Below are 23668 nucleotides of genomic sequence, written 5' to 3'. Positions count from 1 at the left end.
GCCCCCTCCGTCATCCCGGACCTGATCCGAGATCCCGCTTCTTCTTCTCCCAACCCGCGGGCAAGGCAGCGGAGCCCGGGGTGGCGCCCTATTGCAGGATCAGCCTGCCTCTCGGCTGTGACATGCCACCCACGGTGATCGTCGGCGTATCCGTGCCGTCCTTGCGGATCACCAGCACCCGTCCGTCCCCCAGCGTCACCGTTGCGCGCTCCACCAGCGGCGCAGCGACCGTCCACTCCGGCCTGCCGGGCACGAGCGGGTAAAGACCGAGGCTGCCAAAGACGTACCAGGCCGACATCGCGCCCGCATCATCGTCCATGCCATCAGCATAGCCCTGCGGCGCGAGCGCGAAGCTGCGGCCGTGCCATGGCTGCGGGCGCTTGCCCTCATTGGCATAGGGATGGTCGACGGCTTGCGTCAGATAGCGGTGAACGATCCGCGCGCTCGTTTCCGGCCGGCCGAGCGCGGCATAGAGCCAGGGCGTGTGAATGTCGGGCTGATTGGTCATGTTGTAGAGATCGCGCGCGAAGAAGGTATCGAGTTCGCCGAGGAAGCGGTCACGGCCGAGTGTGGCGACCATCCAGTCCAGATCGAACACCGGCGCCCAGCGATATTGCCAAAGCGTGCCCTGATAGAGGCCGCGCGCCTTCACCACATCGGCGTCGGGACCGAGATTCTCGAACACCTTTCGCCACATCGGCCGATACGAGAGCGCCCGGGCATGAAAGCGGTTCGCCAGTGCGGTGTCGCCGAGATCGCGTGCGAGCTCGGCGATCGCCCAATCGTCATACGCCGCTTCGATCTGCTGGTCGGGGGTGTCACGCTGAAGCATGTCGCTTTCGCGCACCATGCCGGCGAGCGCGGCGTGGGCGTCGAAGCCGGCTATGCCGCGGCGGCGGAAATCGAGCAGCGCGATGCCGGCATGTTCGGTGCGCACGGATAGGAACGGCTCGGTCCGCGTCGACCAGCGTTGCTTGCCCTCGCCATAGAGCGCGACGAGCGAGCGGGCGATGTCGGCGGCGCGCGCGGGATCGATCAGCGCGATGAGCGGCAGCTGCGTGCGGTAGTTATCCCAGAGCGCCCAGCTGGTGTAGCGGGTCTGGCCGGGCGCGGACTGATGGATCCGGCCGTCGCTGCCACGGTGGCGGCCGTCCGGATCGTCGATCGCCACGGGCGTCTGCATGACGCGGAACAGCGAGGTGTAGAAGAGTGCGCGCTGCTCGCGCGGCGCCTTCACCTGAATGCGGGAAAGTTCGCGCTGCCATTGCGCGCGGGTGTCGCGCAGGACGGCGGCGAACGGTCGCGTGCCGAGTTCGGTATCACGCACGGCGGCCGCAGCAGCGGGATCGACGGTAGAAAGCCCGGTGCGCACCTCCACGATCGCGCCGCGCTTCAGATCGAGCGGTAGGAGGGCGGCCGAACCGCTTACCGTCGCGCCACTGCTTGGCCGCGCGTCGACGGTGATGCGGCTGGCGCTGTGGATCGTGTAAGCGCCTTCGTCGCAGACCGTGCCGGCGGTCATGGTCGCCCACAGCTCGCCGCGGGTGGCGGTGAGCGTCGCGGCATGACGCTTCGTATAGGCGTGGACGGCGTCGACGCGCAGCATGTAGCGACCGGGACGGGACACGGTGAAGCGCAGCAGCCCGGCGCCGCGCGTCGCGGTCAGGTCGGCGGCAATGCCGTTGGCGTACGTGACCCGGTATCGCCCGGCACCGGCCCGTTCGCTCGCCTTGTCCATGGGTGCGAGCGGGGCGGCACCGTCGGGCAGCAGGGAGATGAGCAGATCACCGCCCCCGCCGCCGCAGCCGACCCCTACCGCGCGGGTGTGCGAAAAGCCGCGAAGCCGGCTCGCCGCGAAGTCGTAACCGGCATGGTTCTTCGGCGTGGTGTCGGGGCCCAGCTGCACCATGCCATAAGGCGCGACGGCTGCCGGGGTAAGCTGTCCGAAATCAGCAAGCGTGCCGACGAGCGGGTTAACCAGATCGACCGCCTTCTCGCGTGCGATGGCCGGCGCCGCGATCAGCAGCGCTATGGCGGCGAACGCAACCCTCATTTGGCTGGCGGGCGGAAGAAGCGGGGCGGAAAGGGCGCCATCCCCGAGCCCTTCGGATCGCGCAATTCATTGCGCTCACCCGCATCTGCGCTGAGCGGAATTTGCATGCCGTTCGTTTCTTCCAGCAGGCGAAAGAGCTTGGCACTCATCCGTTCGGCGAGGTACTCATGCCCAGGCCGGGCGAGGAGATTGTCGCTTTCGTGCGGATCGGCGGCGAGATCGTACAATTCGTCCAGATCCCAGATGCCGTGGAAGTGGATGTATTTGTACCGGTCCTCGCGCAGTGCGTGGACGGTGGGCGTTTGTGGGAAGTTCCGCTCCCAATAATATTCGTACAGCAGCTCCTCTCGCCACGGCACGTCGGCAGCCCCGCCGTTTGCCGGGGAGACGCCGATCAGGGGCAGCATATTCGCGCCGGCCATGCCATCGGGCGCTTCCAGCCCGGCGGCGGCAAGCATCGTCGGTGCGACATCGATATTGGCGACAACCTGTTCGACGGCGCCGGCGCCGAACAGCGACGGGCAGCGCATCAGCATCGGCACGCGCATAGATTCCTCATAAGCGGCGCGCTTGTCGATCAGCCCGTGCTCGCCGAACATGAAGCCATTGTCGCCCATGTAGAGGATCAGCGTGTCATCGAGCTCGCCGCGCTTCTCCAGCAGGTCGATGATCCGGGCGACGCCTTCATCGACCGCGAGCAGCGTTTCCATGTAGCGCTTGTAATAATCGCCGATGTCGAGCGTGCCGTGATAGGGATAGTCGACGCCGTGCCAGCTGTTGCGCTGGTTCTCGACCCACATCGGCCGGCCCGGCACGCCAGCCTTCATGCTCTCGGGATAGCGGAAGGTTTCCTTGTCGTAGCGACCCTTGTGGCGATCGGCCGGGATGAACTCGGAATGCACTGCCTTGTGCGCCAGATGCATCATCCAAGGCCGACTGGAGTCCCGGCTACCGATCCAGTCCAGCGCGTAGTCTGTCAGTTCGTCGGTGATGTAACCCTTCTGTGGCACCTTGCGGCCATTGACGTTGAGCCCGTCCGCGCTCGGCAGATACGTGCCTTGCCCCTTGAAGCTCACCCAATGGTCGAAGCCGGGCTGCGGCGCATCGGTTTCGATCCCCATGTGCCACTTGCCGATGAACGCCGTGTCGTATCCCGCGGCTTGCAGATATTCGGGGTAATAGGTCAGGCCCGGCGGTATGGGATGGTTGTTGTCCACCACGCGATGCTGGTGTGCGTAGAGGCCGGTGAAGATCGACGCGCGGCTGGGCGAGCAGAGCGCCGTGGTGACGAAGGCGTTGCGGAAGTGGGCGCCCTCACGCGCCAGCCGATCAAGCGTCGGGGTGTCGCCGAAGTCCTGCGCCTTCATGAAGCCCATGGCGTCGTAGCGATGATCGTCGGTCAGGATGACGAGGATGTTCTTGGGACGGGCGTTCGGCCTGCGGCGGAGCTTCAATTGCTTGGGCGCCGGCGTGGCGCCTGCCGCAAAGGTGTAGAGGCCAAAGGCGCCGCCAGTGCCGGCGAGCAGGACGCCGCGCCGGTCGATGCCCCTGGCCATCAATGCTCACCCACATGGGCATAAGGGTCGGTCTGCCCGGCGAGCCAGGGATCCTTGGTCGCCGCCCGAACCGCGCGCAGCCGTTCCGCCAGCTCCGCCTTCACCGCGGCATAGGCGGGGTCGGCGGCGACGTTGGTGAGCTCGCCCGGATCGCGGGTGAGGTCGTACAATTCCTCCGCCGGACGCTGGAGATAGGCAGCTTGCTCGCGCTTGCCGAGCCGGATCGCGGGATCGGCGCTGATCGCCTTCCACGAGGGCGATCCCGCGACGTCGCCGGCAATCGGATAGGGGAGCTGATAGGCCAAATTCAGAATGTAATTGTGCGTGCGCGTTCGGATGCAGCGCATCGGATAATATTGGTTGATCTCGTGGAAGTCGTGGCTGGCGACGATCGCATCGCGCGCGGGATCGTCGGCCTTGCCAAGGATCGGCAGCAGCGTGGTGCCAGACAGCTTGTACGCGGCCGGCGGCGCAACCCCGGCCCAGTCGAGTACGGTCGGCGCGATGTCCGTCCAGCTGACCATCGCATCGCTCACCGCCGGCGCGCTGCCGGGCGCATGGACGATCAGCGGCAGGTGGATCCCGGCGTCATAGAAATTGGTCTTGGCGCCCGGGAAAGGCCGGCCATTGTCGCTGAGGAAGATGACCAGCGTATCCTCGGCACGGCCGGTGGCGGCGAGATCGTCGAGGATCATGCCGACACCCGCATCAAGGCGGCTGAGCGATTCGTAATATTCGGCGAGATCCTGCCGCACGGCGGGCAGATCGGGGAGATGCGCCGGTATCTGCACGCGGCGTGGATCATAGCTCTGCGGCTTCACACCTGGCCACGCACGGTCGTTGCCGTAATCAACTGCGGCGCGGTGCGGATCGCTATATGCCACCGTCACGAAGAACGGGCGGTTGTTGGTCGATCGGATAAAGCTGGATGCGGCGATCGCGAGTTCGCGCACGTCGCGGATGCCGCCGCGCTCCGGCACCAATTCCGTCTCGTAGGGAAAGGCGCTGTCGGGGCCGACATGCTTCTTGCCGACCAGCGCCGTGGCATAGCCGGCGCGGCGCAGCATCGCCGGCAGCGTCTCGATGCCCGGCAGCAGCGACTGGTGGTGCACGTCATGCTGCAGGCCATACATGCCGTTCTGGTGCGTATAGAGCCCGGTGTTGATCACCGCGCGGCTGGGGCTGCACGACGAAACGGCGGCATAACCGTGGCGGAACAGCGTGCCCTGTCGTGCGAGCTGGTCGAGCCGCGGCGTCTTTACCGCGACGCCGTAGCAACCAAGATCAAGGCCCTGGTCGTCGGAGATCAGCAGCAGCACGTTGCGCTGCCTGGTCACGGGCTGGGCAAAGGCGGGGGCGGCGGAAGCTGCGGCCACTCCGGCCATGCCCTTCAACAGGTTACGTCTGTCCATCGCCCGCTTCTACTCCCACCCGTCATTCCCGCGAAGGCGGCAATCCATAACGCCGAAGGTTCGTTTCCTTCGATGCGTTGCGGGTATGGATCCCCGCCTCCCCGGGGTCACAGATATTTGATCCTCCCCATGCCGGGCATGGGGAGGAAACAGGTATCAGAACTCGAACGCTGCGCTGAAGCGGAACGAACGGCCGAGGATCGGACGAGCAAGGATCACGCCCTGGCCCTGGCCACCGATGATGCGCGGGTTCTGTTCGGTCAGGCCCAGCTCGTCGGTCAGATTGTTGCCGGTCACCTGCAGGCGAATGCGATCGGCCACCGTCACCGAGACACCAGCGTCGAGCTGGTAGAAGCTCGGCAGGATCTGGTTGTTCTCCGGATCGGAGAAGCGATCGCCGGTGTATTGCAGGGTGGCGAACAGCGACGGCTTCACGCTGCCGATCGGCAGTTCATAGGCCGGCGTCACGCGCCACATCCACTTGGGCTGACGCTGCACGCGATTGCCGGTGTTGTCGATTGCCCCGTTGCCCGTGAAGAAATCACGATAGGTGCCGTCGAGGAACGTACCGGCGGCCGCCAGGCTGAAGCCCTGGAACGGGCGAAGCACGCCCTCAACCTCGACGCCGGTCGCCTTCGCGCCGCCATTGGAGCTGGTCGGCACGTCGTTGATGATCGTCGTCGTGGCCAGCCCGTCGAAGCGGTTGTGGAAGACGGTGGCGTAGAGGTTGGCGATGTCGGTCGAGACTTTCAGGCCGCCCTCGAAAGTGTCAACTTCCGCAACAACGGCAAGTCCGGTGTTGTTGGCGATGTCGGCAGCGCTGGCCTCGCGCAGGTTGTCGAACTGCGGGAAGCTGTTGCCGCGGCTGTAGCGCGCGAACACGCCCAGGTTGCGGCTGAAGTCGTAGTTCACGCCCGCCGTCCACGACCATGCATCGTCGCGATAGCTGATCGTGCGCAGCGGCCCGAGCACGGTGACATTGTTGTCGTACAGCGTGTTCGGATTGCCATCGAGGTCGATATTGCCGCCCTGCGCCGCCGAACGCGGCGTGCTGAGTGTGCCGTCCACGATGTGGCGCTGCCAGCGGATGCCGCCGTCGATGCGCAGTTCCGGCGTGATCTGGAACTCGTCAACCGCATAGAAGGCGAGATCCTGACCTTCATACCAAGCGCTCACCTGAAAAGCGGGGCCGCTGGTGAAGCCGCGCAGCGTCGCCTGCTGCGCAGTGCCTGCCGCGCTGGTCACGGCGAGGTCAAGCCGGCGGGCGTTCGGCTCTGCGGTCAGGAGGACCTGATTGCCCAATGCCCACTGATCGCGCGAAGTGAAGTTGGTGTAGTAGAAGCCGCCAGTCAGCTTGTTGTTGCCGCTGGTCCACTCCAGCGCCGAGTCCGTCACGAAGGACGAGATCTTCTTGCGCACTTCCCAGATGCCGGCGCGCAGCACCTGCGTGTCGGCGCCAGTGGCCAGCGCGCCGCTGCCATCGGCATAGACCAGCGAGGAAACGGTGGCACCGGCGCCTGCGAGGCGGGTCGCCATGACGGATGCGGCCACCGGCGCCTCGGTCGGCACGAGGCCAAGCGTGTTGGCGTTGCCGCCCATGTAGCTCATGCGCTCACGCACGCGCAGACCGTCCAGCACTTCATAGTCGAAGGTGAAGCCGGTGTTGATTACCTTGGCGCCACGGCCATCCTTCAGATCGACGGTGCGGCCGACGACGTTCTGCACGGCGCGCGTATCCGGGCCGTTCAGCGTGCCGGTGCCATGATCGAAGCCAGGATACTGGCTGGTATCCTCGCCATCCACGACAACCGGGATCGGCAGCAGCCACTGGCCGCGATCGTTGAGGTAACGGGCGTAAACCTCGACCGAGCCCTTGTCGCCGAAATCATGATGAATGTTTGCGGTGATCTGGCCACCCTGCTCGGCACGGTAGCGCGGATCGCGGATGCCGTTGCTCTGCGCGTAATAGCCGCCGATCATGAAGCCCGTGTCGGGGCCGATCGGGCCGGAAATCCAGGCGTCACCGCGGATTTCGTCGAAATCGGTGTAGGAAAGCTTGGCGAGACCGTGGAACTCGCTGCCGCCGATGCGTGGCACCACGTTTACCGTCAGGCCCGGCTGGCCGTTGGAGAACAGCGAGCCGGTGCCACCGCGCACGGCTTCCACGCGCTGCACCGTCTCGTCCAGCCGGATGAGCTGCGAATTTTCGAGAAACGACAGCGTCGGCGGCGCGAAGACCGGCGTGCCGGCATATTGGAACGTCACGAACTGCGCGTCGCCGCCCGACGGATAGCCGCGCACGAAGATGTTGGCGCCGTTCTGGCCGCCAGAGCTTTCCGCCATGACACCCGGAACGGTGCGCAGCAGATCCGCGGTGCTGTTCGGCGCGGCGCGCTCGATCGCGTCATTGCCCAGCGTGGTCACGGCGAAGGACGCGTCCTGGCGACGCGTGCCGCCGCCTGCCGTACCCACGACAACGATGTCCTCGCCTGCCTGGGCGGCGGTGTCGACAAGTCCGGTTTCCGGCTCGGCACGCTGTGCGCTATCCGCGGCCTGCGCGGCGGAAGGATCGGTCTGCGCGGCAACCGGCATGGCGGCGAGCATGGCGCCGGCGGCCGTGCCAATCATGAGACGGCCCATGAAGGTGGAAAGCATGATCTTTATCCTTTTGCTTCCGCCGCTCCTCCCGGTAGCGGCCTGATGGGCGCGAAATAGGAGTGCGGATTCCGCCCGTCGAGGTGGACAACTACCGGTGTTGCGCAATCCCGTGGCGGGTGCAGCCTTTCTGCAACAGGTAAGGAGGAGACGATGGTGAAATCAGGCATGGCGCTCGCAATGCTGCTGCTCGCTGCTCCTGCGGCGGCACAGACGGTTGAGGTGCCAGCGATGACGCTGCCGCCCTCCAGTTTGCTGAGCGAGGAGGCGAAGCGCGTCATCGTACGCCAGCAGGCCGTCCGCCCACCCGATTTCGGCAACGACATCGCCGCGGCGCGCGCCTTTTGGGGTCGCTACAATGACGAGCGTCTGACGGAGATGCGGCGCCATTTCCGCACGAGCGAGCGGCGTGAGCGGATGGGCGGTGTCACGGTGGACGTGGTGACCCCGGTTGCGGGGCCTACCGCCCGCAATGCGGCGCGCGTGCTGATCAACGTGCACGGCGGCGCGTTCATGTGGGGCAGCGGCAGCGGCGCGCTGGTGGAGGCGATCCCGATCGCGGCGACCATGGGCGTCAAGGTGGTGACGGTGGATTACCGCCTTGCGCCGGAGCATCGCTATCCGGCCGCGTCGGAGGACGTGGCGGCGGTCTATCGCGAACTGCTGAAGCGGTATCGGCCGGAAAATATCGGCATCTATGGCTGTTCGGCCGGGGGGATCATTACCGCCCAATCGGTCGCGTGGTTCCAGAGCCATGGCCTGCCGCGGCCCGGCGCCGTCGGCACGTTCTGCGGCACCGGTGCGGGATACGCCGGGGACAGTGCCTATCTGTCGGACCCGCTGACCGCCGGCAAGCCGATCCGGGCGGGCGACCTTCCGGCCGATCTTTCAAGTATTTACATGAAGGATGTGCCGCTCCGCGACCCGGCCGCCTATCCGCTGCGCGCCGAGGCGGTGATGCGGCGATTCCCGCCGACGCTGCAGCTTGCCGGAAGCCGCGATTTCGCCGCCAGCGTGCTGACGTGGCAGCATCGCCAACTGAGCGCGATGGGCGTCACGAGCGAGCTTCAGATCTTCGATGGACTGGGCCATGCCTTCTTCGTCTGGCCGGACATGCCTGAATCCATGGAGGCTTTCCGGCTTGTTTCGGCCTTTTTCGACCGGCATTTGGGCGCGGAGCCGGCGCGCTCGGAAAAAAAGGGTAATTGACGATGAAGCTTTGGCATTCGCTGGTCGGGACATCGCTGGCGGTATGCGCGCTGGTCGCGGAACCGCTGGGCGCGCAGCAGTCGCCGGCGGCGCTGTACGGCGACCTGTTCAGCGCGGTGCAGACCGGCCGCCTCTTCCCGGATGGCAAGACCTTCGCCGATGCCGCGCCCAAGCGCGACCCGCAGGCGATCATGGCGGATTATCGCCGTGAGCGGCCGGCCACGCCGGAAGCGCTGCGCAGCTTCGTGCTCGCCAACTTCACCGTCCCGGGTGTCAACGATCGCGGCGCGACGGACCTACGGCGCCATATCCGGAACCTGTGGCCGATGCTGGTGCGCCAGCCGGACGAGCAGGTCGCGGGTTCCTCGCTGCTTCCGATGCCCCATCCCTATGTCGTCCCGGGCGGCCGCTTCCGCGAGATGTATTATTGGGACAGCTATTTCACCATGCTGGGCCTCGCCGTCGATGGGCAGCAGCCTTTGGTGGAATCCATGCTGGCGAACTTCACCGACACGATCGAGCGGTACGGCCATATCCCCAACGGAATGCGCACTTACTACCTCGGCCGATCGCAGCCGCCTTTCTACGCGGCAATGCTGGACCTGTCGAAGGACACCGATCCCGCGACCGCGGCGAAGCGGCTGGCGGCGCTGAAGAAAGAACATGCCTATTGGATGAAGGGCGCGTCGTGCCTCGATTCGAGCGGGGCGTGCGACCGCGTGGTGCGGATGCCCGACGGCACGCTGCTGAACCGTTATTGGGATGATCGCCCGCTGCCGCGCGATGAAAGCTTCGCCGAGGATCTGATCACCGCCAAGGAAGACCCCAGCCGTCCGGCGGAGGAAATGTACCGCCACCTGCGGGCGGGGGCGGAGAGCGGCTGGGATTATAGCAGCCGCTGGCTTTCCGATCCGCAGCGGCTCGCCTCCATTCGGACGACCGAGATCGTGCCGGTCGATCTCAACAGCCTGATGCTGATCATGGAGGAAGCGATCGCCAGGCGCAGCGCAGCCGCAGGGGATCAGGCGGGCGCTGCGTCGTTCGCGGCATTGGCGAACAAGCGTCGCGCCGCGCTGAACCGCTATTTCTGGGTCGCCGGGCAAGGGCGCTACGCCGATTGGGACCGGATGACGCGCAAGCCCACGCCGCGCATCTCGGCCGCCACGCTTTACCCGCTATTCGCGGGCGCAGCCTCGCCGCAGCAGGCGGCGGCCGTTGCCGCAAGCGTCCGCCGCGATCTGCTGGCGACGGGTGGCCTGCGCACCACGCCGGTGCGCACCGGCCAGCAATGGGATTCGCCCAATGGCTGGGCGCCGCTGCAATGGGTGGCGATCGCCGGGCTGGAGAAGAACGCGCAAGGTGAGCTGGCGCGCGAGATCGCGAAGCGCTGGCTGGACACCGTTTCCACCACCTATGCCGAGACGGGCAAGATGCTGGAGAAATATGACATTGAGGAGCGCAAGCCCGGCGGCGGCGGGGAATATCCGACGCAGGACGGCTTCGGCTGGACCAATGGCGTGACCAGCGCAATCCTGGAACGTTATCCGGATCTGTGACTACCTCGGCCTTTCGCTCTGAGCCTGTCGAAGGGGGTGTTCCTGGCACGTACCTCGACAAGCTCAGTGCGAACGGAAAGGGGCTAGCAACACCGTCCGCCGCCGCTGCCGTAGCGGGCCTGCTGGCGATCGCGGAAGAATTCCGCCCGCGTCATCGGCGTGGCGCCGGGATGGTGGTCTGCGACGTGCCGGCAATAGGCATCGTAGTCCGGCATGCCGACCATCAGCCGCGCGGTCTGCGCCAGGCGCGACAGCAGGCTCACCGCGCGACACCCAGAGCCGGCGGGATCTCCGTCGCGCTTGGCCGGGCGAGACGGCGCGCGGCGAGGCAGGTGCGCACCGTATAGACCAGAATGGCGGCCACTACGGCGAGGAACAGCGCGCACAGCCCGGCGTCGATCCGGTCGTTGAAGACGATGCGGCCCATCTCCGCCATGGAGGCGGCAGGCTTCAGCACCTCGCCGCGCGCGATAGCGTCCGAAAACACCTCGGCATGGGCGAGGAAGCCGATCTTCGGATCGGGGTGGAACAGCTTCATCAGCCCCGCCGTGCCGGTGCACAGGACAAGCCACGCCGCCGGTACGATCGTCACCCAGGCGAAGCGATCGCGCTTCATCCGCACCAGCACCACCGTTGCCAGCATCAGCGCAACCGCCGCGAGCATCTGATTGGAGATGCCGAACAGCGGCCAAAGCGTGTTCACCCCGCCGAGTGGATCGGTGACCCCCTGATAGAGGAAGAAGCCCCAGGCTCCGACGCAGATCAATGTCGCGACCAGCCCGGGCACGAAGCTGGACGTCTCCTTGAAACGCGGGCTCACCAACCCGAGCAGGTCCTGCAGCATGAAGCGGCCCGACCGCGTGCCGGCATCGACGGCGGTGAGGATGAACAACGCCTCGAACAGGATCGCGAAATGGTACCAGAAGGCTTTCATGCCAGGCCCGCCCAGCACGTTGCTGAAGATCTCCGCCATCGCCACCGCCAGCGTGGGCGCGCCGCCCGCACGGCTGACGATGGTCGTTTCCCCAACTTCGCGCGCAGTGGTGGCGAGCGTGTCGGCGGAGACCGGAAAGCCCATCGCGGTGATTGCCGCCGCCGCCGTCGCGGGATCGCCGCCGGTGATCGCGGCGGGCGTGTTCATCGCGAAATAGATACCGGGGTCGAGGATCGAGGCCGCGATCAGCGCCATGATCGCGACCGCGCTTTCCATCAGCATCGCGCCATAGCCGATGAACGGCGCATCACCCTCGCTGGCGATCAGCTTGGGCGTGGTGCCGCTGCTGATCAGCGCGTGGAAGCCGGAGACCGCGCCGCATGCGATGGTGATGAACAGGAACGGGAACAGCGGCCCAGCCCAGACCGGGCCGGTGCCGCTGAAGGCAAACTCGGTCAGCGCCGGCATGCGCAGCGGCGGGGCGAGCACGACGATGCCGATCGCGAGCGCCGCGATCGCGCCGATCTTGAGGAACGTGGACAGATAGTCACGCGGCGCAAGCAGCAGCCACACGGGCAGCAGGGAGGCGACTGCGCCGTACACGATCAGACCGAAGCACAGCTGCACCGGTGTCAGCGTGAAGATCGGCGCCCAGGTGGCGCTTTCCGCCACATTTTGCCCGAAGATGATCGCCGCGATCAGGCCGATGAAGCCGATCACTGACACTTCGCCGATCGCGCCGGGGCGGATCCAGCGGGTGTAGGCGCCCATCAGCATCGCAAGCGGCACGGTGGCGATAACGGTGAACAGCCCCCACGGGCTTTCCGCCAGCGCACGCACCACGATCAGCGCCAGCACGGCCAGAATGATGACCATGATCATGAAGGCGCCGACCAGCGCGATGGTGCCGGGCACCGCGCCCATCTCCATGCGGACGAGCTCACCCAGCGACTTGCCGTCGCGGCGCATGGAAATGAACAGGACCATGAAATCCTGCACCGCGCCCGCCAGTACCACGCCCGCGAGGATCCAGAGCGTGCCTGGCAGATAGCCCATCTGTGCCGCGAGCACCGGGCCGACCAGCGGGCCGGCACCGGCAATGGCGGCGAAATGGTGGCCGAACAGGACGCGGCGGTCGGTGGCCACATAATCCAGCCCGTCGGCACGGCGAACAGCAGGGGTGGGGCGCGACGGATCGATGCCGACCACGGCGCGGGCGATGAACAGGGCGTAGTAGCGGTAAGCAACCAGATAGACGGACACAGCGGCGGCGACGATCCACAGCGCATTGACCGGCTCGCCGCGGACGGTGGCGACCACCCCCAGGCTGCCGGCTCCGACAAGCGCCAGCGCGATCCATGGAAGATGCCGCGTCATCTGAAATCCTCTTTGCGCATGGTCCATAAGCGCCGCCCCTAGTGCATGGCGTGCCGCGCGGCCAGCACCACCGGCGGCGCGCGCATTGCGCGCCGACGGGAACCCTCCTGCAGGTTCCGGCGATTGGGGGGCAGTACCGGAATCGGCGCGGGAGACGCAGCATGGCGGAAGCCACCTGGGGCGATGCACTCGACCCCTCGATAGACTGGAAGATGAGTGCCTCGCTCGAAAACGTGACGCGCGGGGGAGAAGAAGTGCCCGAAGTCACCAACCTCGAGGCGGCCGTGCGTGCGTGGCTGCAACTGGAGCAAGGCATGAAGGGAGAGGCGGTGCTGACCCTTGAGCGGCCGATCCACCTGGAAGCCGGCATGCCCCTCGACACGTTCGTCGGCGAAGCTATCGGCGATCTCGCGCGACGCCTGCCGGCCTGACCGGCGACGTATCCAAACAGAAGGAAGTAGCTGATGGCAGACGGCCAGTTGGAGATCGATACCAGTTCCGTTCTCGACAACATCGACGCCGAGCTCGTGGAGTTCACCGGCGAGGTCGATGGCGACGATTACGAATTCGCCGTCCAATATGACCTGCTGGAAGCGTTGAGCGGCGATCGCCCGGACGGCGATGCGGTCGACATGTTCAACCGCTTCATCGATCAGGTGACCGAAGCGGCACTGTCCGCACTGAGCCGGAATTCGGACGCAAATCCGATCGTGGTGAGCGAATCCGACCTCGAATAGGCATTGTCGCCGGTTGCGCGATGCTCCGACGCCCGTCAGATCATGACCATGAAGCGGACGGATCATCGCGCACCCAGCGGTCGCATGGACGAGCGTCGACCACCCGCTGAGGACGGACGGGCGGGGCGGTCGTCATGATCGATATCCGGCCGCCACACGGCGGGTTCGCCGGGCCCGTCAAGCGATCGATCACCATCGCCGGCCATCCTACCTCGATCAGCCTTGAACCCTTGTTCTGGCATGCGTTGGAACAGGCGGCGGCTGCGCGTCGATTGCCGTTGTCCGCGCTGGTCGCGGAAATCGACGCCGTGCGCATCGGCGCAGCCGATCCCCCCAATCTGGCCAGCGCGCTGCGGACCTGGCTGCTGGCGGAAACGATGCGCCGGCAAGCGGATGACGGCCTGTCACCCGCCTGACCCTGTCGCTGTCCCGCCGCAACAGGGCGGCGCCTGTTCGGCGCGTGGATAGCGATCCCCGCGGCCAAGCATCGCATTTCCTTGCGCGCACTTTCCCGCTAGCGCGTTCCTGTCGATCCGTTCAGGGAACGGACAGCGAAACCGATTAGGCACGGGGCTGGGGTGTTTGCCGCCCGGTGCGCGTAGAAAGAAGAAGGAAGCCGCGATGTCGCAGACGGAAACGTTGATCGAGACGCCGGAGGCGCGCGGGCCGCAGCGCGCCGATCGACGTGCCTTCTTTGCCACTGCCTTTGGCGCGGCAGCGGTCGGTGCCGGCGCACTCGCGCTCACGACGCAGCCGGCGGCGGCGCAGACGGTGGCCACCGAACTCGACGTGCTGAACTTCATTCTGAACGTCGAATATCTGCAAGCGAACTTCTTCTCGGTGGCGACCGGCGGCGCGGTGCTGGCGGCTGACGACATTTCGGGCAGCGGCACGGCCGGCGTGGCGACGGGGGCGCGGGCGGTGTCATTCGGCGACGCCGCGCTCGCTTCCATCGCGAAGGAAATGGCCGCCGACGGCCTGGCGCATGTCCGCTTCCTGCGCAGCTCGCTGACGACCTCCTATGCCGTGGCACAGCCCGCGATCGACCTCGGCTCCGCCGCCGCCAATGCGTTCAGCGGCCTCGCCCGCGCGGCCGCGATGATCGGCAACGCCCAGTCGTTCGATCCTTATGCCAGCGAGGACAATTTCCTGCTCGCCGCATTCATGCTGAAGGACGTGAGCGTCACGGCTTATGGCGGCATCATGGGGCTGATCACCACTTCCGCTTATGTGGAAGCGGTCGGCGGGATGATGGCAGTGGAGGCGCACCATGCCGCCGCCCTGCGCGCTCTGCTCTATCGCCGCGGGCTGAGCACCCCGTCGCTGATCGATGCGACGGAGGCGATCTCCGGCGCGCGTGACACGCTGGATGGCGCCACGACCGATCTGGACCAGGGGGTGCGGCCAACCGCCTCCGCATCGGGCGATGCGATCGCCAATGTCGCGCCGCTGAACGCCAATGGCCTCGCCATCAGCCGGACGCCGCAGCAGGTGCTCAACGTCCTGTATCTGAACAGCGGGACTGCCACGAGCGGCGGCTTCTTCACCGCCGGGGTCAACGGCACGATCAAGTCCACCGCGACGAGCTGAGGCGCCGCCCGCCTCGCTTGTTTCCCTTGTTTCCAGGACCATTCGCCATGACCGACCTCGACACCCTGCCGCAGCCGCCCGAACCCACCGCCGATCGGCAGGCGGAGCGCCGCCGCTTCCTTCAGCTTGCCGGCGGCGCATCCATCGCCGCGGGCGGCCTTGCGCTGCTGTCTGCCTGTGGCGGTGACGATGATGATTCGGATCCCGATCCGGATCCAACGCCAACGCCGACCCCAACGGCGACCTCGACGAGCAATGCCGATCGCGCCGCGCTCAACTTCGCGCTTCAGCTTGAATATCTGCAGGCGCAATATTTCGCCTATGCCACGACCGGCGCGAGCGTTCCCGCCGATCTGCTGACCGGCACCGGTACGCCGGGGGTAGTGACGGGCGGCGCGCCCGTGTCGTTCAGCGACCCGTTCACCGCCGCCTGCGCGCGCGAGATCGCCGCTGAATCGCAGCGCCGCATTGCCTATCTGCGCGGCATCATCACGGCCGAGGCGGTGGCGCAGCCGGCGATCAACATTTCCGGCGCGGCGGACGGCCCGTTCTCCACGGCGCTCGGCGAAGCGTTCAATCCTTATTCGGGCGACGGCAACTTCTTACTGGGCGCGTTCTTCCTGCAAGACGTGATCGTCACCGCGTACAAGGGCCTGCAGCCGCTGATCAATCTCGGCACCACGCGCACCGGTTTCTTCGGCCTGCTTGGCGCGCACAGCTACCATGCGGGCCTGATCCGCACGGCGCTGTTCACCAATGCGACGCTGCGTACCCTGGCCGGTCGGTTCAGCGATGCGCGGGACGCACTGGATGGCAGCCGCGACCTCGATCAGAATGTCGCGATCGATGGCGCGGCGAACATCACGCCTGCTGACGGCAACGGCATCGCATACAGCCGCTCAAGTCCGGCGGTGCTGAACGTGCTGTACCTGAACAAGGCGTCCGTTTCGGCCGGCGGGTTCTTCCCGGCGGGACTCAACGGCGATCTGAAGACCAGCGCCGCAAACTGAGCGTTCCACCCGGACGGCCGGCAAGCCGTCCGGGCCACATCTTGGCGCCCGGCTTTACCTTAGCCGCCAAACACCTTAGAATTGCCCGCATCCTCGGGGGACCGCTGACGGCGGTTGAGAGGCGGGCACGAGCCCGCGACCCGCTGAACCTGATCCGGTTGACACCGGCGGAGGGAAGGAGCGGCGCCAACACCGGCAATCCGTCCCCGCTCTCCGATTAGTGGAGAGTGAACACATGGCCGACGTAGATTCGCCGATTGAACGCGTTTCCTCCGGAAACCCGCAGGCACGCACCGAAATCGGCGTAACCACCGGCCCGATCCGCGGATCGCGCAAGATCCACGTCGGTCCGCTGAAGGTCGCGATGCGCGCGATCGATCTGGAGCCGTCGTCGGGCGAACCCCCGCTCAACGTCTACGACACCTCCGGCCCCTACAGCGACCCCGCCGCCCACATCGACATCATGGCCGGTCTCCCCCAGCTGCGCCGCGACTGGATCATGGCGCGCGGCGATGTCGAGGCGTACGACGCCCGCGAGATCCGCCCCGAGGATAACGGCCAGCTCGGCCCCGACCGTTCGGGCGGCGTCCAGCCCTTCCCGAATGTCGTCAAGCGCCCGCTCCGCGCCAAGCCCGGCGCCAACGTCAGCCAGATGCATTACGCCAAGCGCGGCATCATCACCCCCGAAATGGAATATGTCGCCACGCGCGAAAATCTCGGCCGCGAGATGCTCCGCGAATACGTCCGCGACGGCAACAGCTTCGGCGCGGCGATCCCCGATTACGTGACGCCCGAATTCGTCCGCGATGAGATCGCGCGCGGCCGGGCGATCATCCCCAACAACATCAACCATCCCGAATCCGAGCCGATGGCGATCGGCCGCAATTTCCTGGTGAAGATCAACGCCAATATCGGCAATTCCGCGGTCGCGTCGAACGTCGCCAGCGAGGTGGACAAGCTCGTCTGGGCGATCCGCTGGGGCGCGGATACGGTGATGGACCTCTCCACCGGTCGCAACATCCACGACACGCGCGAATGGATCATCCGCAACTCCCCCGTGCCGATCGGCACCGTGCCGATCTACCAGGCGCTGGAGAAGGTGGGCGGCATCGCCGAGGACCTGACGTGGGAGATCTTCCGCGACACACTGATCGAGCAGGCCGAACAGGGCGTCGATTATTTCACCATCCACGCCGGCGTGCGCCTGCCCTACGTGCCGCTCACCGCCAAGCGCGTCACCGGCATCGTCAGCCGCGGCGGCTCGATCATGGCGAAATGGTGCCTCGCGCACCACAAGGAGAGCTTCCTCTACCAGCGGTTCGACGAGATCACCGAGATCATGAAGGCGTATGACATCGCCTATTCGCTCGGCGACGGCCTGCGCCCCGGCTCGATCGCCGACGCCAATGACGAGGCGCAGTTCGCCGAGCTTTATACGCTGGGCGAACTGACCCACCGCGCCTGGGCGCAGGACGTGCAGGTGATGATCGAGGGCCCCGGCCATGTGCCGATGCACAAGATCAAGGAAAATATGGACAAGCAGCTGGAGGTGTGCGGCGAGGCGCCCTTCTACACGCTCGGGCCGCTGACGACCGACATCGCGCCGGGCTACGACCATATCACCAGCGGCATCGGCGCGGCGATGATCGGCTGGTACGGCACGGCGATGCTCTGTTACGTGACGCCCAAGGAGCATCTCGGCCTGCCCGATCGCGACGACGTGAAGGTCGGCGTGGTGACGTACAAGCTCGCGGCGCATGCGGCGGATCTGGCGAAGGGTCACCCGGCGGCGAAGCTGCGCGACGATGCCCTGTCGCGCGCGCGGTTCGAGTTCCGCTGGCGCGACCAGTTCAACCTGTCGCTCGATCCCGAGACGGCGGAGCAATATCACGACCAGACGCTGCCGGCAGAGGGCGCGAAGACGGCGCATTTCTGCTCGATGTGCGGGCCGAAATTCTGCTCGATGAAGATCACGCAGGAAGTGCGCGATTTCGCCCGGCTGCAGAACCAGGGCAGCGAAGGCTTCCTCGCCACCGCCGAGGCGGAGGCCGGTATGGCGAAGATGAGCGGCGTGTACGAGGATCAGGGCCGCGAATTGTACATGGGCGCTGGTGGGCGGGAGCACGACTGACGGGAGCGTCACTGTCGGGGCCTCGTGCCTGCGTTGCATTGAGGTTCGCGTCACCGTGGATGTCGGTACGAGCCGGGCATGATGGGATGAGCCGTTTAGTGGCTACAATCAGGCCGGAAGCACGTGCGATCCGCCCTGCACATGTGCGCAGGCCCGCATTTTCGCTGGGGGTACAAGCCTTTTGGGGGTCGCGGGCAGTGGAGCGATACCCTAGCGTTGGCTGACTTTGGGTCAGCTGACGACGGATATGATGATCGAGGGGTACGATGCGCTGACGGAGAAGGAGAAGCAGACCCTGCGTCTGCTTCTCGTCGGCCATGACGCCAAATCGCTCGCGCGGCATTTCGGCCTGTCGGTTCACACCATCAACGAACGGCTGCGCGATGCGCGGCGCAAGCTCTCCGTATCGAGCAGCAAGGAAGCGGCGCGGCTGCTGCGCGAGGCCGAGGGGCCGGCCCCCGAAATCATCGCGGACATGCCGATCGGGGCTGCCGGGTTCGTGCCGGGCGATCAACTCGGATCCCAGCCCTCACCGTCGTCGCGATTGCCGCGCCGGCTGGTCTGGGCAGCAGGAGGAACCATCATGATCGCAATCGCTGCCGTTCTGCTTTCTATCATCGCACCCGTGCAGGCACCGGAATCATCCGCCGCGACAAGCTCGAACGCTGTGGCGGAAACCCCCGTTTCGAAGGCCGCGCGTGATTGGCTGGCGCTGGTCGACAATGCCGATTGGCAGTCAAGCTGGGCCGGGACGGCGAAATCGTTCCGGTCGGTCAACAGCGTCGCGAACTGGCAGTCGGCGTCCGAAAAGGCGCGCGTGCCGCTCGGCGCCGTGCTGTCGCGCACGCTGCTCAGCGACGTGGACACGCCGGCTCCGCCAAATGGCTATCGCACCGTCCAATTCCGCACCGACTTCGCCAACAAGCCCGGCGCAACCGAAACCTTGTCGCTTAGCCGGGAGGACGGTGCCTGGAAGGTCGTCGGCATTTACATCGATTAACGCCGCGCCAGCGGAAGAGCTCAGGCCGGGAGCAGGGTTGTCGGCCGGGTCACTGCGCGCGCAGCGGCTCGGCCGCTCATGGGGCAAGAACTCAGCGCCTAAGGAGGACACCTTCGCTCGTGCCCCTGCTACACCCCAACCATGCACGACGAATCCCCGCTCGAGATCCTCGCCGAAACACCGGCGACACCGGACCAGACCGCACCGGCGGGGGTCACCCACCCGCCCTATTCGTTCATCGCGCTGGCCACCGTCGCCGGCGCGATCCTCATCATCGCGCTGCTCGGCATGACGATCGCCCGGGGTACGCAGTTCGAGTTTGATCACGCCATCATGCTGGCGCTGCGCACGTCCGGCGATCTGTCCACGCCGATCGGCCCGGTGTGGCTGCAGGGGGTAATGATCGATATTACCGCGCTGGGCGGCGGCACGGTGCTGACCATGGTCGCTGCCCTGACGATCGGGTTCCTGCTGGCGAGCCGCCACTTCCTTACCGCCGCGCTGGTGTTCGGCGGCACGCTCAGCGGTTCGGTCGCTATCTCGCTTGGCAAGCAGCTGGTGGCGCGCGAGCGGCCGGCGCTGGTCGATCATCTGGTGGAAGTCGCCTCGGCCAGCTTCCCCAGCGGTCATGCCGGGAACAGCGCGATCATCTACCTGACCATTGCGCTGACGGTGATGCAGATCGTGCCGCGACGCACCGCGCGATGGTTCCTGTTCGGCGCGACGATCGCGCTGGTGCTGATGATCGGTGCCAGTCGCGTGTACCTGGGCGTTCACTGGCCTAGCGATGTTCTGGCCGGCTGGAGCGCCGGCGCGCTCTGGGCCCTGTCATGGTGGGCGCTGGGCGCCTGGCTGCGACTGCGCCACGACGCGCGCTGACGGCCTGTCCTACAAGCCGCGCTTCGTGCCATGCATCTGCTTCGAACAAACGGAGAACAGGCATGCAGATGCTCGTGGAGCGTGGGATTGATCGTGATGGCCGACTTCTGCCGGGGAAAGCGGGCCGGGGCGGCCGCAGCGTCACGGTGAACCTCGCCGAATCGCCCTTGTCGTGGCTTGGCGCGCGGGGCTTACTGGATGCGCGGCAGATCGCGGCGGGCGAGCGGCTGCGGGCCGATTACGAGCGCGCGGCAATCGGCCCGGCAGTGACGATGCGCTGGTCGGCGCGGGTCGATGGCGGCGCGGGTCAGGGGCTGGACGCAACCGCCGCGCACCTTGCTGCCAAGCGCCGCTTCGATGCCGCGGTGGGCGCCGTGGGGCGGGGGCTCAGCGATGTCCTGTGGCGCGTGGTCTGCGCGGGGGAGGGGCTGCCGGTCGCGGAAAAGTCGCTTGGCTGGCCGGCGCGGTCCGGGCGGCTGGTGCTGACCATGGCGCTGGATCGCCTTGCCGATCACTATCGGATCGATTGATCGCGTTGTGGCCAAGGCTTGCGGCGGCTGCCCGGCCGGCAGATAAGCCGCGGCCATGCGTTTCGACATCACCAAGTGCCATGGCTCCGGCAATGATTTCGCTTTGATCGACGCCCGCGCCCTTGCGCTGGCCGATCAGGAATGGGCGCAGGCCGCGCGCGCTTTGGCGAATCGGTCGGGGCCGGTGGGGGGTGACGGCATCCTGCTGCTGACCGGCGGGGATGATGAGGCCGCCTTCGGCATGCGGATCTTCAACGCCGACGGCTCCGAACCCGAAACCTGCCTCAACGGCCTGCGCTGCGTGGCACGCGCGGGGCTGGAGGCGACCGGTCGCCCGCAGGCGGTGGTGCGGCTGAAGACGAGCCGGGCGGCGGTGGCGCGGGACGCTGATCTGGCGCCGGGCGTCTATACCGTGCGTGAGACGGCCGGGCCGGCGACGCTGGACGTGCGCGACTGGCCGCTGGAAGGCGAGGGTGAGCGCATTCGGGAGGCAGTGATTGCGCGGCTGTCATCTGACCTGCGCTTCACCGCAGTCGCGATGCCGAATCCGCATCTTATCGCCTTTGTTGATCAGGTGGACGAGGCCGAACTCGTGCGCATCGGCGAGATTTGCGAAGCCGCGCCGGCATGGCTGCCCAACCGCGCCAATGTCTCCTTCGTGGAGGTGCGGACGGGCGGCGAGCTGTACGTGCGCACGTTTGAACGGGGCGTGGGGCTCACCAATGCCTGTGGCAGTGCGATGGGCGCGGCGACCTTTGTTGCCGGGCTGACGGGACGCCTGCTGTTCGACCGGACGGTAACGGTGCGCAACCGCGGCGGCCTGGTGCGCGCCTCCGCCAGTGAGGCGGGCATGGTGACGCTGAGCGGCAACGCAACGGTGGAATGGACCGGGCAGGTGACCGTTGACCTGTCGCGAGGCACGGCGGGGGATCTGGTTGTCACCCGCCGGCACGAAGATGAGACCGCCGCCTGGGCAGCGATCTAAGCCACTTCTGCGATCAGGGCCGGACGACGCATAGGGCCGGACGCCGCCCCACGTAGGTCGTCGTCCCTGCCCTGTTGACGCCGCTCAGCCCCGCATCAGGCGCCGGCAGCCTTCAGCGCCTGCTCGATCTGTGGCCAGCTTGCCGCGTCCAGCTTCTCGCCGTTCAGGATGAAGGTCGGCGTCCCGGTCACTTCCTTGTCGCGCATCGCGACTTCGGAAACCTTGGCGAGATCCTCGATCCGCTTCGTGTCGGACAGGCACTGGCGCGCCTGCGCTTCGGTCAGCCCGCGCTGCTTCACGAAGTCGATATAGCCCAGATGCTCGACCCAGGCGGTCGCCTGCTGCGCTGGGCTCATGCCCTGCAGGCGCTGCTGAAAGTCGGCCGGCACGCTTTCCAGCTTCTCGAGAAATTGGTTCTGCTCGACGAACATCTGCTCCAGGATCGGAAAGAACGGCGTCTCGCCGGCGCACTGGCCCAGGATCGCGACGCCAAGGTCCGGCGCGTGGACCAGGAAGTCCCGGAACTCATAGGAGACCTTGCCGCTCTTGATGTAAGTGTCTTCGAGCGGGCGGGTGCCGGTCCGGCCGAAATTGCCGCAGGTCGGGCAAGTGCGCGATCCATATTCGACCAGCTTCAGCGGCGCGTCGGGATTGCCCATCACATAGCCGCCGTCTGCCGTTTTGGAGACGACCTGAGTCCAGTCCTGCCCGGCCGGCGCCGCGGTGGCGGCGATCGAGTTGGGTGCGGCGGCGTTGCTGTTGCCGCTGTCTCCGCAGGCGGCGAGCATCGCAAGCGCGCAGGCGAGGAGAGGGGTGGTCGCGGCAAAACGCAATTTCATGCTATCACTCCGTATCAATCACTTGGCGCCGGCGGCGCGCAGCATCGGTTCCAGCCCGGCCCAGTCGGTATTCTGGATCAGCTTGCCGTTCAGTTCAAAGGTCGGCGTGCCGGTGATCTTGCCCTGCATTGCCTGCGCCACCTGAAGCGTCTTGGCGACATTCGCCTCGTTGGCGAAGCAGGCGGCGATGGCGCTATCGGTCATGCCCGCGGCTTTGGCGATGCCGGTCAGCCCGGCACCATCGGCGAGCGCGCGCATGATCTGCGGCTGGGACTTGCCGGCATTGGCCTGGCCCGATGCCTGATCGAAGGCCGCCGCCTGCTTCAGCCATTCCTCCTGCCGCGTGAACAGCAGGTCATGGATCTTGGGGAACAGCCCCGGCCCGGCGCAGCGCGCCAGCGTGGCGGCGACCAGATCGTAGCGATCGTGGATGGAACTGCGCACCTCCAGGCTGGTGGATCCGGACGCGATCATCTTGCCCCTCAGCACGGGCGCGGAATCACGCGAGAAATGCGCGCAATGCGGGCAGGTGTAGCTGACATATTCGATCAGCTTCACCTTCGCCTTGGGGTTGCCGATGACGAAGCTGCCCGATGGCGCGAGAGCGGCGGTCGCCGTCCACGGTTTCTGGGTCGCGGCAGTCAGTGGCGCGGCGAGGGCCAGGGCGGCCAGGGCAAGCAGCTTTGTCATTTGACGGTGGGCAATCCATGGAAAGCGCCGACGCCGGCGGCAAGCGCCTCCAGCACGGCCTTGAGCTCAGGGTCTTCGATGCTTTTGAGGCTTTGCCCCAACTCGACCGGAACCGGGCGCGGTGCAGGCGAGGGGCGCGGCTTGGGCCGCGGCGCCACATCGCCCTGGCGGATGGCGACCTTGGCGATGGCGGGATAGCCGAAGAACAGGTTCACTCGCTCGATGATCTCCGGCACGACATGCTGGATCATCACCGCATGGGCGCTGCGGACCATCAGGCTAAGCGTGCCGTCCTGCTTCTTGCCGACCGGAAACTTGATCGATTCGGGAGCGCTCGCCGCGGCAAGCTTTTCGCCCACGATATCGGGCCAGCGGGTCACGATCGACGATTGCACGAAGCCGAAACGGCGGAATGCCGCGCCGCCGACGCTGGGCAGCAGCTCGGATACCGGGCGCGAACGGTTTGATCGCGCGGGTTCCGGCTGGGATTGGGACGCTCGCACCCGCTTGCTCATCTGGCGCCCC

Annotated in this window: 21 protein-coding genes and 1 riboswitch; of the genes, 12 read left to right on the top strand and 9 right to left on the bottom strand. The window is 66.5% G+C overall.

Annotation, left to right across the window (positions count from 1 at the left end):
- Positions 1 to 88 precede the first annotated feature (88 nt).
- The 4 genes from BMX36_RS11180 to BMX36_RS11165 all read right to left on the bottom strand — a co-directional run bounded on the left by BMX36_RS11180 (position 89) and on the right by BMX36_RS11165 (position 7676).
- On the bottom strand, positions 89 to 2053 hold the full coding sequence (locus BMX36_RS11180) for a glycoside hydrolase domain-containing protein (RefSeq protein WP_093065590.1): 1965 nt from the start codon (positions 2051 to 2053) through the stop codon (positions 89 to 91).
- A complete protein-coding gene (locus BMX36_RS11175) occupies positions 2050 to 3609 on the bottom strand; it encodes a sulfatase family protein (protein ID WP_093065588.1) in 1560 nt (519 codons plus the stop codon). Before BMX36_RS11175 ends, BMX36_RS11180 begins: the two co-directional genes overlap by 4 nt.
- The gene (locus BMX36_RS11170) at positions 3609 to 5021 is read right to left on the bottom strand and encodes a sulfatase family protein (RefSeq protein WP_093065586.1); all 1413 of its coding nucleotides are present in this window, start codon (positions 5019 to 5021) and stop codon (positions 3609 to 3611) included. Before BMX36_RS11170 ends, BMX36_RS11175 begins: the two co-directional genes overlap by 1 nt.
- A 156-nt stretch (positions 5022 to 5177) precedes the next feature.
- Positions 5178 to 7676: a TonB-dependent receptor gene (locus tag BMX36_RS11165; protein WP_256210769.1), complete on the bottom strand. Its 2499-nt coding sequence runs from the start codon at positions 7674 to 7676 to the stop codon at positions 5178 to 5180.
- A gap of 153 nt (positions 7677 to 7829) precedes the next feature.
- On the opposite strand from BMX36_RS11165, the gene BMX36_RS11160 reads away from it, so the two are divergent.
- Both BMX36_RS11160 and treA read left to right on the top strand, forming a co-directional pair.
- Positions 7830 to 8885, top strand: a complete 1056-nt coding sequence (locus tag BMX36_RS11160; protein WP_256210768.1) for an alpha/beta hydrolase — start codon at positions 7830 to 7832, stop codon at positions 8883 to 8885.
- A gap of 2 nt (positions 8886 to 8887) precedes the next feature.
- Positions 8888 to 10441 (top strand): alpha,alpha-trehalase TreA, encoded by a 1554-nt coding sequence (gene treA / locus BMX36_RS11155; protein WP_093065582.1) that lies wholly within the window; start codon positions 8888 to 8890, stop codon positions 10439 to 10441.
- 83 nt (positions 10442 to 10524) lie between these two features.
- Here the strand turns inward: treA and BMX36_RS11150 are convergent, their stop codons facing one another.
- Entirely contained in the window at positions 10525 to 10704 is a 180-nt protein-coding gene (locus tag BMX36_RS11150) for a YbdD/YjiX family protein (protein ID WP_066776213.1), read from the bottom strand.
- The gene (locus BMX36_RS11145; RefSeq protein ID WP_093065580.1) at positions 10701 to 12752 is read right to left on the bottom strand and encodes a carbon starvation CstA family protein; all 2052 of its coding nucleotides are present in this window, start codon (positions 12750 to 12752) and stop codon (positions 10701 to 10703) included. Before BMX36_RS11145 ends, BMX36_RS11150 begins: the two co-directional genes overlap by 4 nt.
- 161 nt (positions 12753 to 12913) lie before the next feature.
- On the opposite strand from BMX36_RS11145, the gene BMX36_RS11140 reads away from it, so the two are divergent.
- The 10 genes from BMX36_RS11140 to dapF all read left to right on the top strand — a co-directional run bounded on the left by BMX36_RS11140 (position 12914) and on the right by dapF (position 21614).
- Positions 12914 to 13183, top strand: coding sequence for a hypothetical protein (locus BMX36_RS11140; protein ID WP_066776221.1), 270 nt, complete (start codon positions 12914 to 12916; stop codon positions 13181 to 13183).
- 33 nt (positions 13184 to 13216) lie between these two features.
- Positions 13217 to 13489: a hypothetical protein gene (locus BMX36_RS11135; RefSeq protein ID WP_066776224.1), complete on the top strand. Its 273-nt coding sequence runs from the start codon at positions 13217 to 13219 to the stop codon at positions 13487 to 13489.
- Between the two features lie 134 nt (positions 13490 to 13623).
- Positions 13624 to 13905 carry a ribbon-helix-helix domain-containing protein gene (locus BMX36_RS11130; RefSeq protein WP_093065578.1) on the top strand — a complete coding sequence of 94 codons (282 nt, stop codon included), beginning with the start codon at positions 13624 to 13626 and terminating at the stop codon, positions 13903 to 13905.
- Positions 13906 to 14110: 205 nt separating this feature from the next.
- Positions 14111 to 15079 carry a ferritin-like domain-containing protein gene (locus BMX36_RS11125; RefSeq protein WP_093065576.1) on the top strand — a complete coding sequence of 323 codons (969 nt, stop codon included), beginning with the start codon at positions 14111 to 14113 and terminating at the stop codon, positions 15077 to 15079.
- 47 nt (positions 15080 to 15126) lie between these two features.
- Positions 15127 to 16089: a ferritin-like domain-containing protein gene (locus tag BMX36_RS11120; RefSeq protein WP_093065574.1), complete on the top strand. Its 963-nt coding sequence runs from the start codon at positions 15127 to 15129 to the stop codon at positions 16087 to 16089.
- Positions 16090 to 16173: 84 nt separating this feature from the next.
- A riboswitch (TPP riboswitch) is annotated at positions 16174 to 16282 on the top strand.
- A 42-nt stretch (positions 16283 to 16324) separates the two neighbouring features.
- Entirely contained in the window at positions 16325 to 18220 is a 1896-nt protein-coding gene (thiC, locus tag BMX36_RS11115; protein WP_093065572.1) for a phosphomethylpyrimidine synthase ThiC, read from the top strand.
- 250 nt (positions 18221 to 18470) lie between these two features.
- On the top strand, positions 18471 to 19220 hold the full coding sequence (locus tag BMX36_RS11110) for a helix-turn-helix domain-containing protein (RefSeq protein WP_093066311.1): 750 nt from the start codon (positions 18471 to 18473) through the stop codon (positions 19218 to 19220).
- A 141-nt stretch (positions 19221 to 19361) separates the two neighbouring features.
- Positions 19362 to 20099, top strand: coding sequence for a phosphatase PAP2 family protein (locus BMX36_RS11105; protein ID WP_082746319.1), 738 nt, complete (start codon positions 19362 to 19364; stop codon positions 20097 to 20099).
- A gap of 62 nt (positions 20100 to 20161) precedes the next feature.
- The gene (locus BMX36_RS11100; RefSeq protein ID WP_066781282.1) at positions 20162 to 20629 is read left to right on the top strand and encodes a DUF6456 domain-containing protein; all 468 of its coding nucleotides are present in this window, start codon (positions 20162 to 20164) and stop codon (positions 20627 to 20629) included.
- A gap of 55 nt (positions 20630 to 20684) precedes the next feature.
- Entirely contained in the window at positions 20685 to 21614 is a 930-nt protein-coding gene (gene dapF / locus BMX36_RS11095) for a diaminopimelate epimerase (protein ID WP_093065570.1), read from the top strand.
- A gap of 95 nt (positions 21615 to 21709) precedes the next feature.
- On the opposite strand, the gene BMX36_RS11090 is transcribed toward dapF, so the two are convergent.
- The 3 genes from BMX36_RS11090 to BMX36_RS11080 are packed head-to-tail and all read right to left on the bottom strand — an operon-like array spanning position 21710 to position 23658.
- Positions 21710 to 22453 (bottom strand): thioredoxin domain-containing protein, encoded by a 744-nt coding sequence (locus tag BMX36_RS11090; RefSeq protein ID WP_093065568.1) that lies wholly within the window; start codon positions 22451 to 22453, stop codon positions 21710 to 21712.
- A gap of 18 nt (positions 22454 to 22471) precedes the next feature.
- Positions 22472 to 23143 carry a thioredoxin domain-containing protein gene (locus BMX36_RS11085; RefSeq protein ID WP_093065566.1) on the bottom strand — a complete coding sequence of 224 codons (672 nt, stop codon included), beginning with the start codon at positions 23141 to 23143 and terminating at the stop codon, positions 22472 to 22474.
- Positions 23140 to 23658: a DUF721 domain-containing protein gene (locus tag BMX36_RS11080; protein ID WP_231731757.1), complete on the bottom strand. Its 519-nt coding sequence runs from the start codon at positions 23656 to 23658 to the stop codon at positions 23140 to 23142. Before BMX36_RS11080 ends, BMX36_RS11085 begins: the two co-directional genes overlap by 4 nt.
- Positions 23659 to 23668 lie beyond the last annotated feature (10 nt).

Origin of the sequence: Sphingomonas sp. OV641, assembly GCF_900109205.1 — a bacterium.
Taxonomy (GTDB): domain Bacteria; phylum Pseudomonadota; class Alphaproteobacteria; order Sphingomonadales; family Sphingomonadaceae; genus Sphingomonas.
This window is presented reverse-complemented; position numbering and strand designations above follow the sequence as displayed.

What these genes read in the sequence shown, in the direction of transcription:
- BMX36_RS11180 (WP_093065590.1), bottom strand. Translation starts at nt 2,053, where the DNA reads ATGAGGGTTGCGTTCGCCGCCATAGCGCTGCTGATCGCGGCGCCGGCC.
- BMX36_RS11175 (WP_093065588.1), bottom strand. Translation starts at nt 3,609, where the DNA reads ATGGCCAGGGGCATCGACCGGCGCGGCGTCCTGCTCGCCGGCACTGGC.
- BMX36_RS11170 (WP_093065586.1), bottom strand. Translation starts at nt 5,021, where the DNA reads ATGGACAGACGTAACCTGTTGAAGGGCATGGCCGGAGTGGCCGCAGCT.
- BMX36_RS11165 (WP_256210769.1), bottom strand. Translation starts at nt 7,676, where the DNA reads ATGCTTTCCACCTTCATGGGCCGTCTCATGATTGGCACGGCCGCCGGC.
- BMX36_RS11160 (WP_256210768.1), top strand. Translation starts at nt 7,830, where the DNA reads ATGGTGAAATCAGGCATGGCGCTCGCAATGCTGCTGCTCGCTGCTCCT.
- treA (WP_093065582.1), top strand. Translation starts at nt 8,888, where the DNA reads ATGAAGCTTTGGCATTCGCTGGTCGGGACATCGCTGGCGGTATGCGCG.
- BMX36_RS11145 (WP_093065580.1), bottom strand. Translation starts at nt 12,752, where the DNA reads ATGACGCGGCATCTTCCATGGATCGCGCTGGCGCTTGTCGGAGCCGGC.
- BMX36_RS11140 (WP_066776221.1), top strand. Translation starts at nt 12,914, where the DNA reads ATGGCGGAAGCCACCTGGGGCGATGCACTCGACCCCTCGATAGACTGG.
- BMX36_RS11135 (WP_066776224.1), top strand. Translation starts at nt 13,217, where the DNA reads ATGGCAGACGGCCAGTTGGAGATCGATACCAGTTCCGTTCTCGACAAC.
- BMX36_RS11130 (WP_093065578.1), top strand. Translation starts at nt 13,624, where the DNA reads ATGATCGATATCCGGCCGCCACACGGCGGGTTCGCCGGGCCCGTCAAG.
- BMX36_RS11125 (WP_093065576.1), top strand. Translation starts at nt 14,111, where the DNA reads ATGTCGCAGACGGAAACGTTGATCGAGACGCCGGAGGCGCGCGGGCCG.
- BMX36_RS11120 (WP_093065574.1), top strand. Translation starts at nt 15,127, where the DNA reads ATGACCGACCTCGACACCCTGCCGCAGCCGCCCGAACCCACCGCCGAT.
- thiC (WP_093065572.1), top strand. Translation starts at nt 16,325, where the DNA reads ATGGCCGACGTAGATTCGCCGATTGAACGCGTTTCCTCCGGAAACCCG.
- BMX36_RS11110 (WP_093066311.1), top strand. Translation starts at nt 18,471, where the DNA reads ATGATCGAGGGGTACGATGCGCTGACGGAGAAGGAGAAGCAGACCCTG.
- BMX36_RS11105 (WP_082746319.1), top strand. Translation starts at nt 19,362, where the DNA reads ATGCACGACGAATCCCCGCTCGAGATCCTCGCCGAAACACCGGCGACA.
- BMX36_RS11100 (WP_066781282.1), top strand. Translation starts at nt 20,162, where the DNA reads ATGCAGATGCTCGTGGAGCGTGGGATTGATCGTGATGGCCGACTTCTG.
- dapF (WP_093065570.1), top strand. Translation starts at nt 20,685, where the DNA reads ATGCGTTTCGACATCACCAAGTGCCATGGCTCCGGCAATGATTTCGCT.
- BMX36_RS11090 (WP_093065568.1), bottom strand. Translation starts at nt 22,453, where the DNA reads ATGAAATTGCGTTTTGCCGCGACCACCCCTCTCCTCGCCTGCGCGCTT.
- BMX36_RS11085 (WP_093065566.1), bottom strand. Translation starts at nt 23,143, where the DNA reads ATGACAAAGCTGCTTGCCCTGGCCGCCCTGGCCCTCGCCGCGCCACTG.
- BMX36_RS11080 (WP_231731757.1), bottom strand. Translation starts at nt 23,658, where the DNA reads ATGAGCAAGCGGGTGCGAGCGTCCCAATCCCAGCCGGAACCCGCGCGA.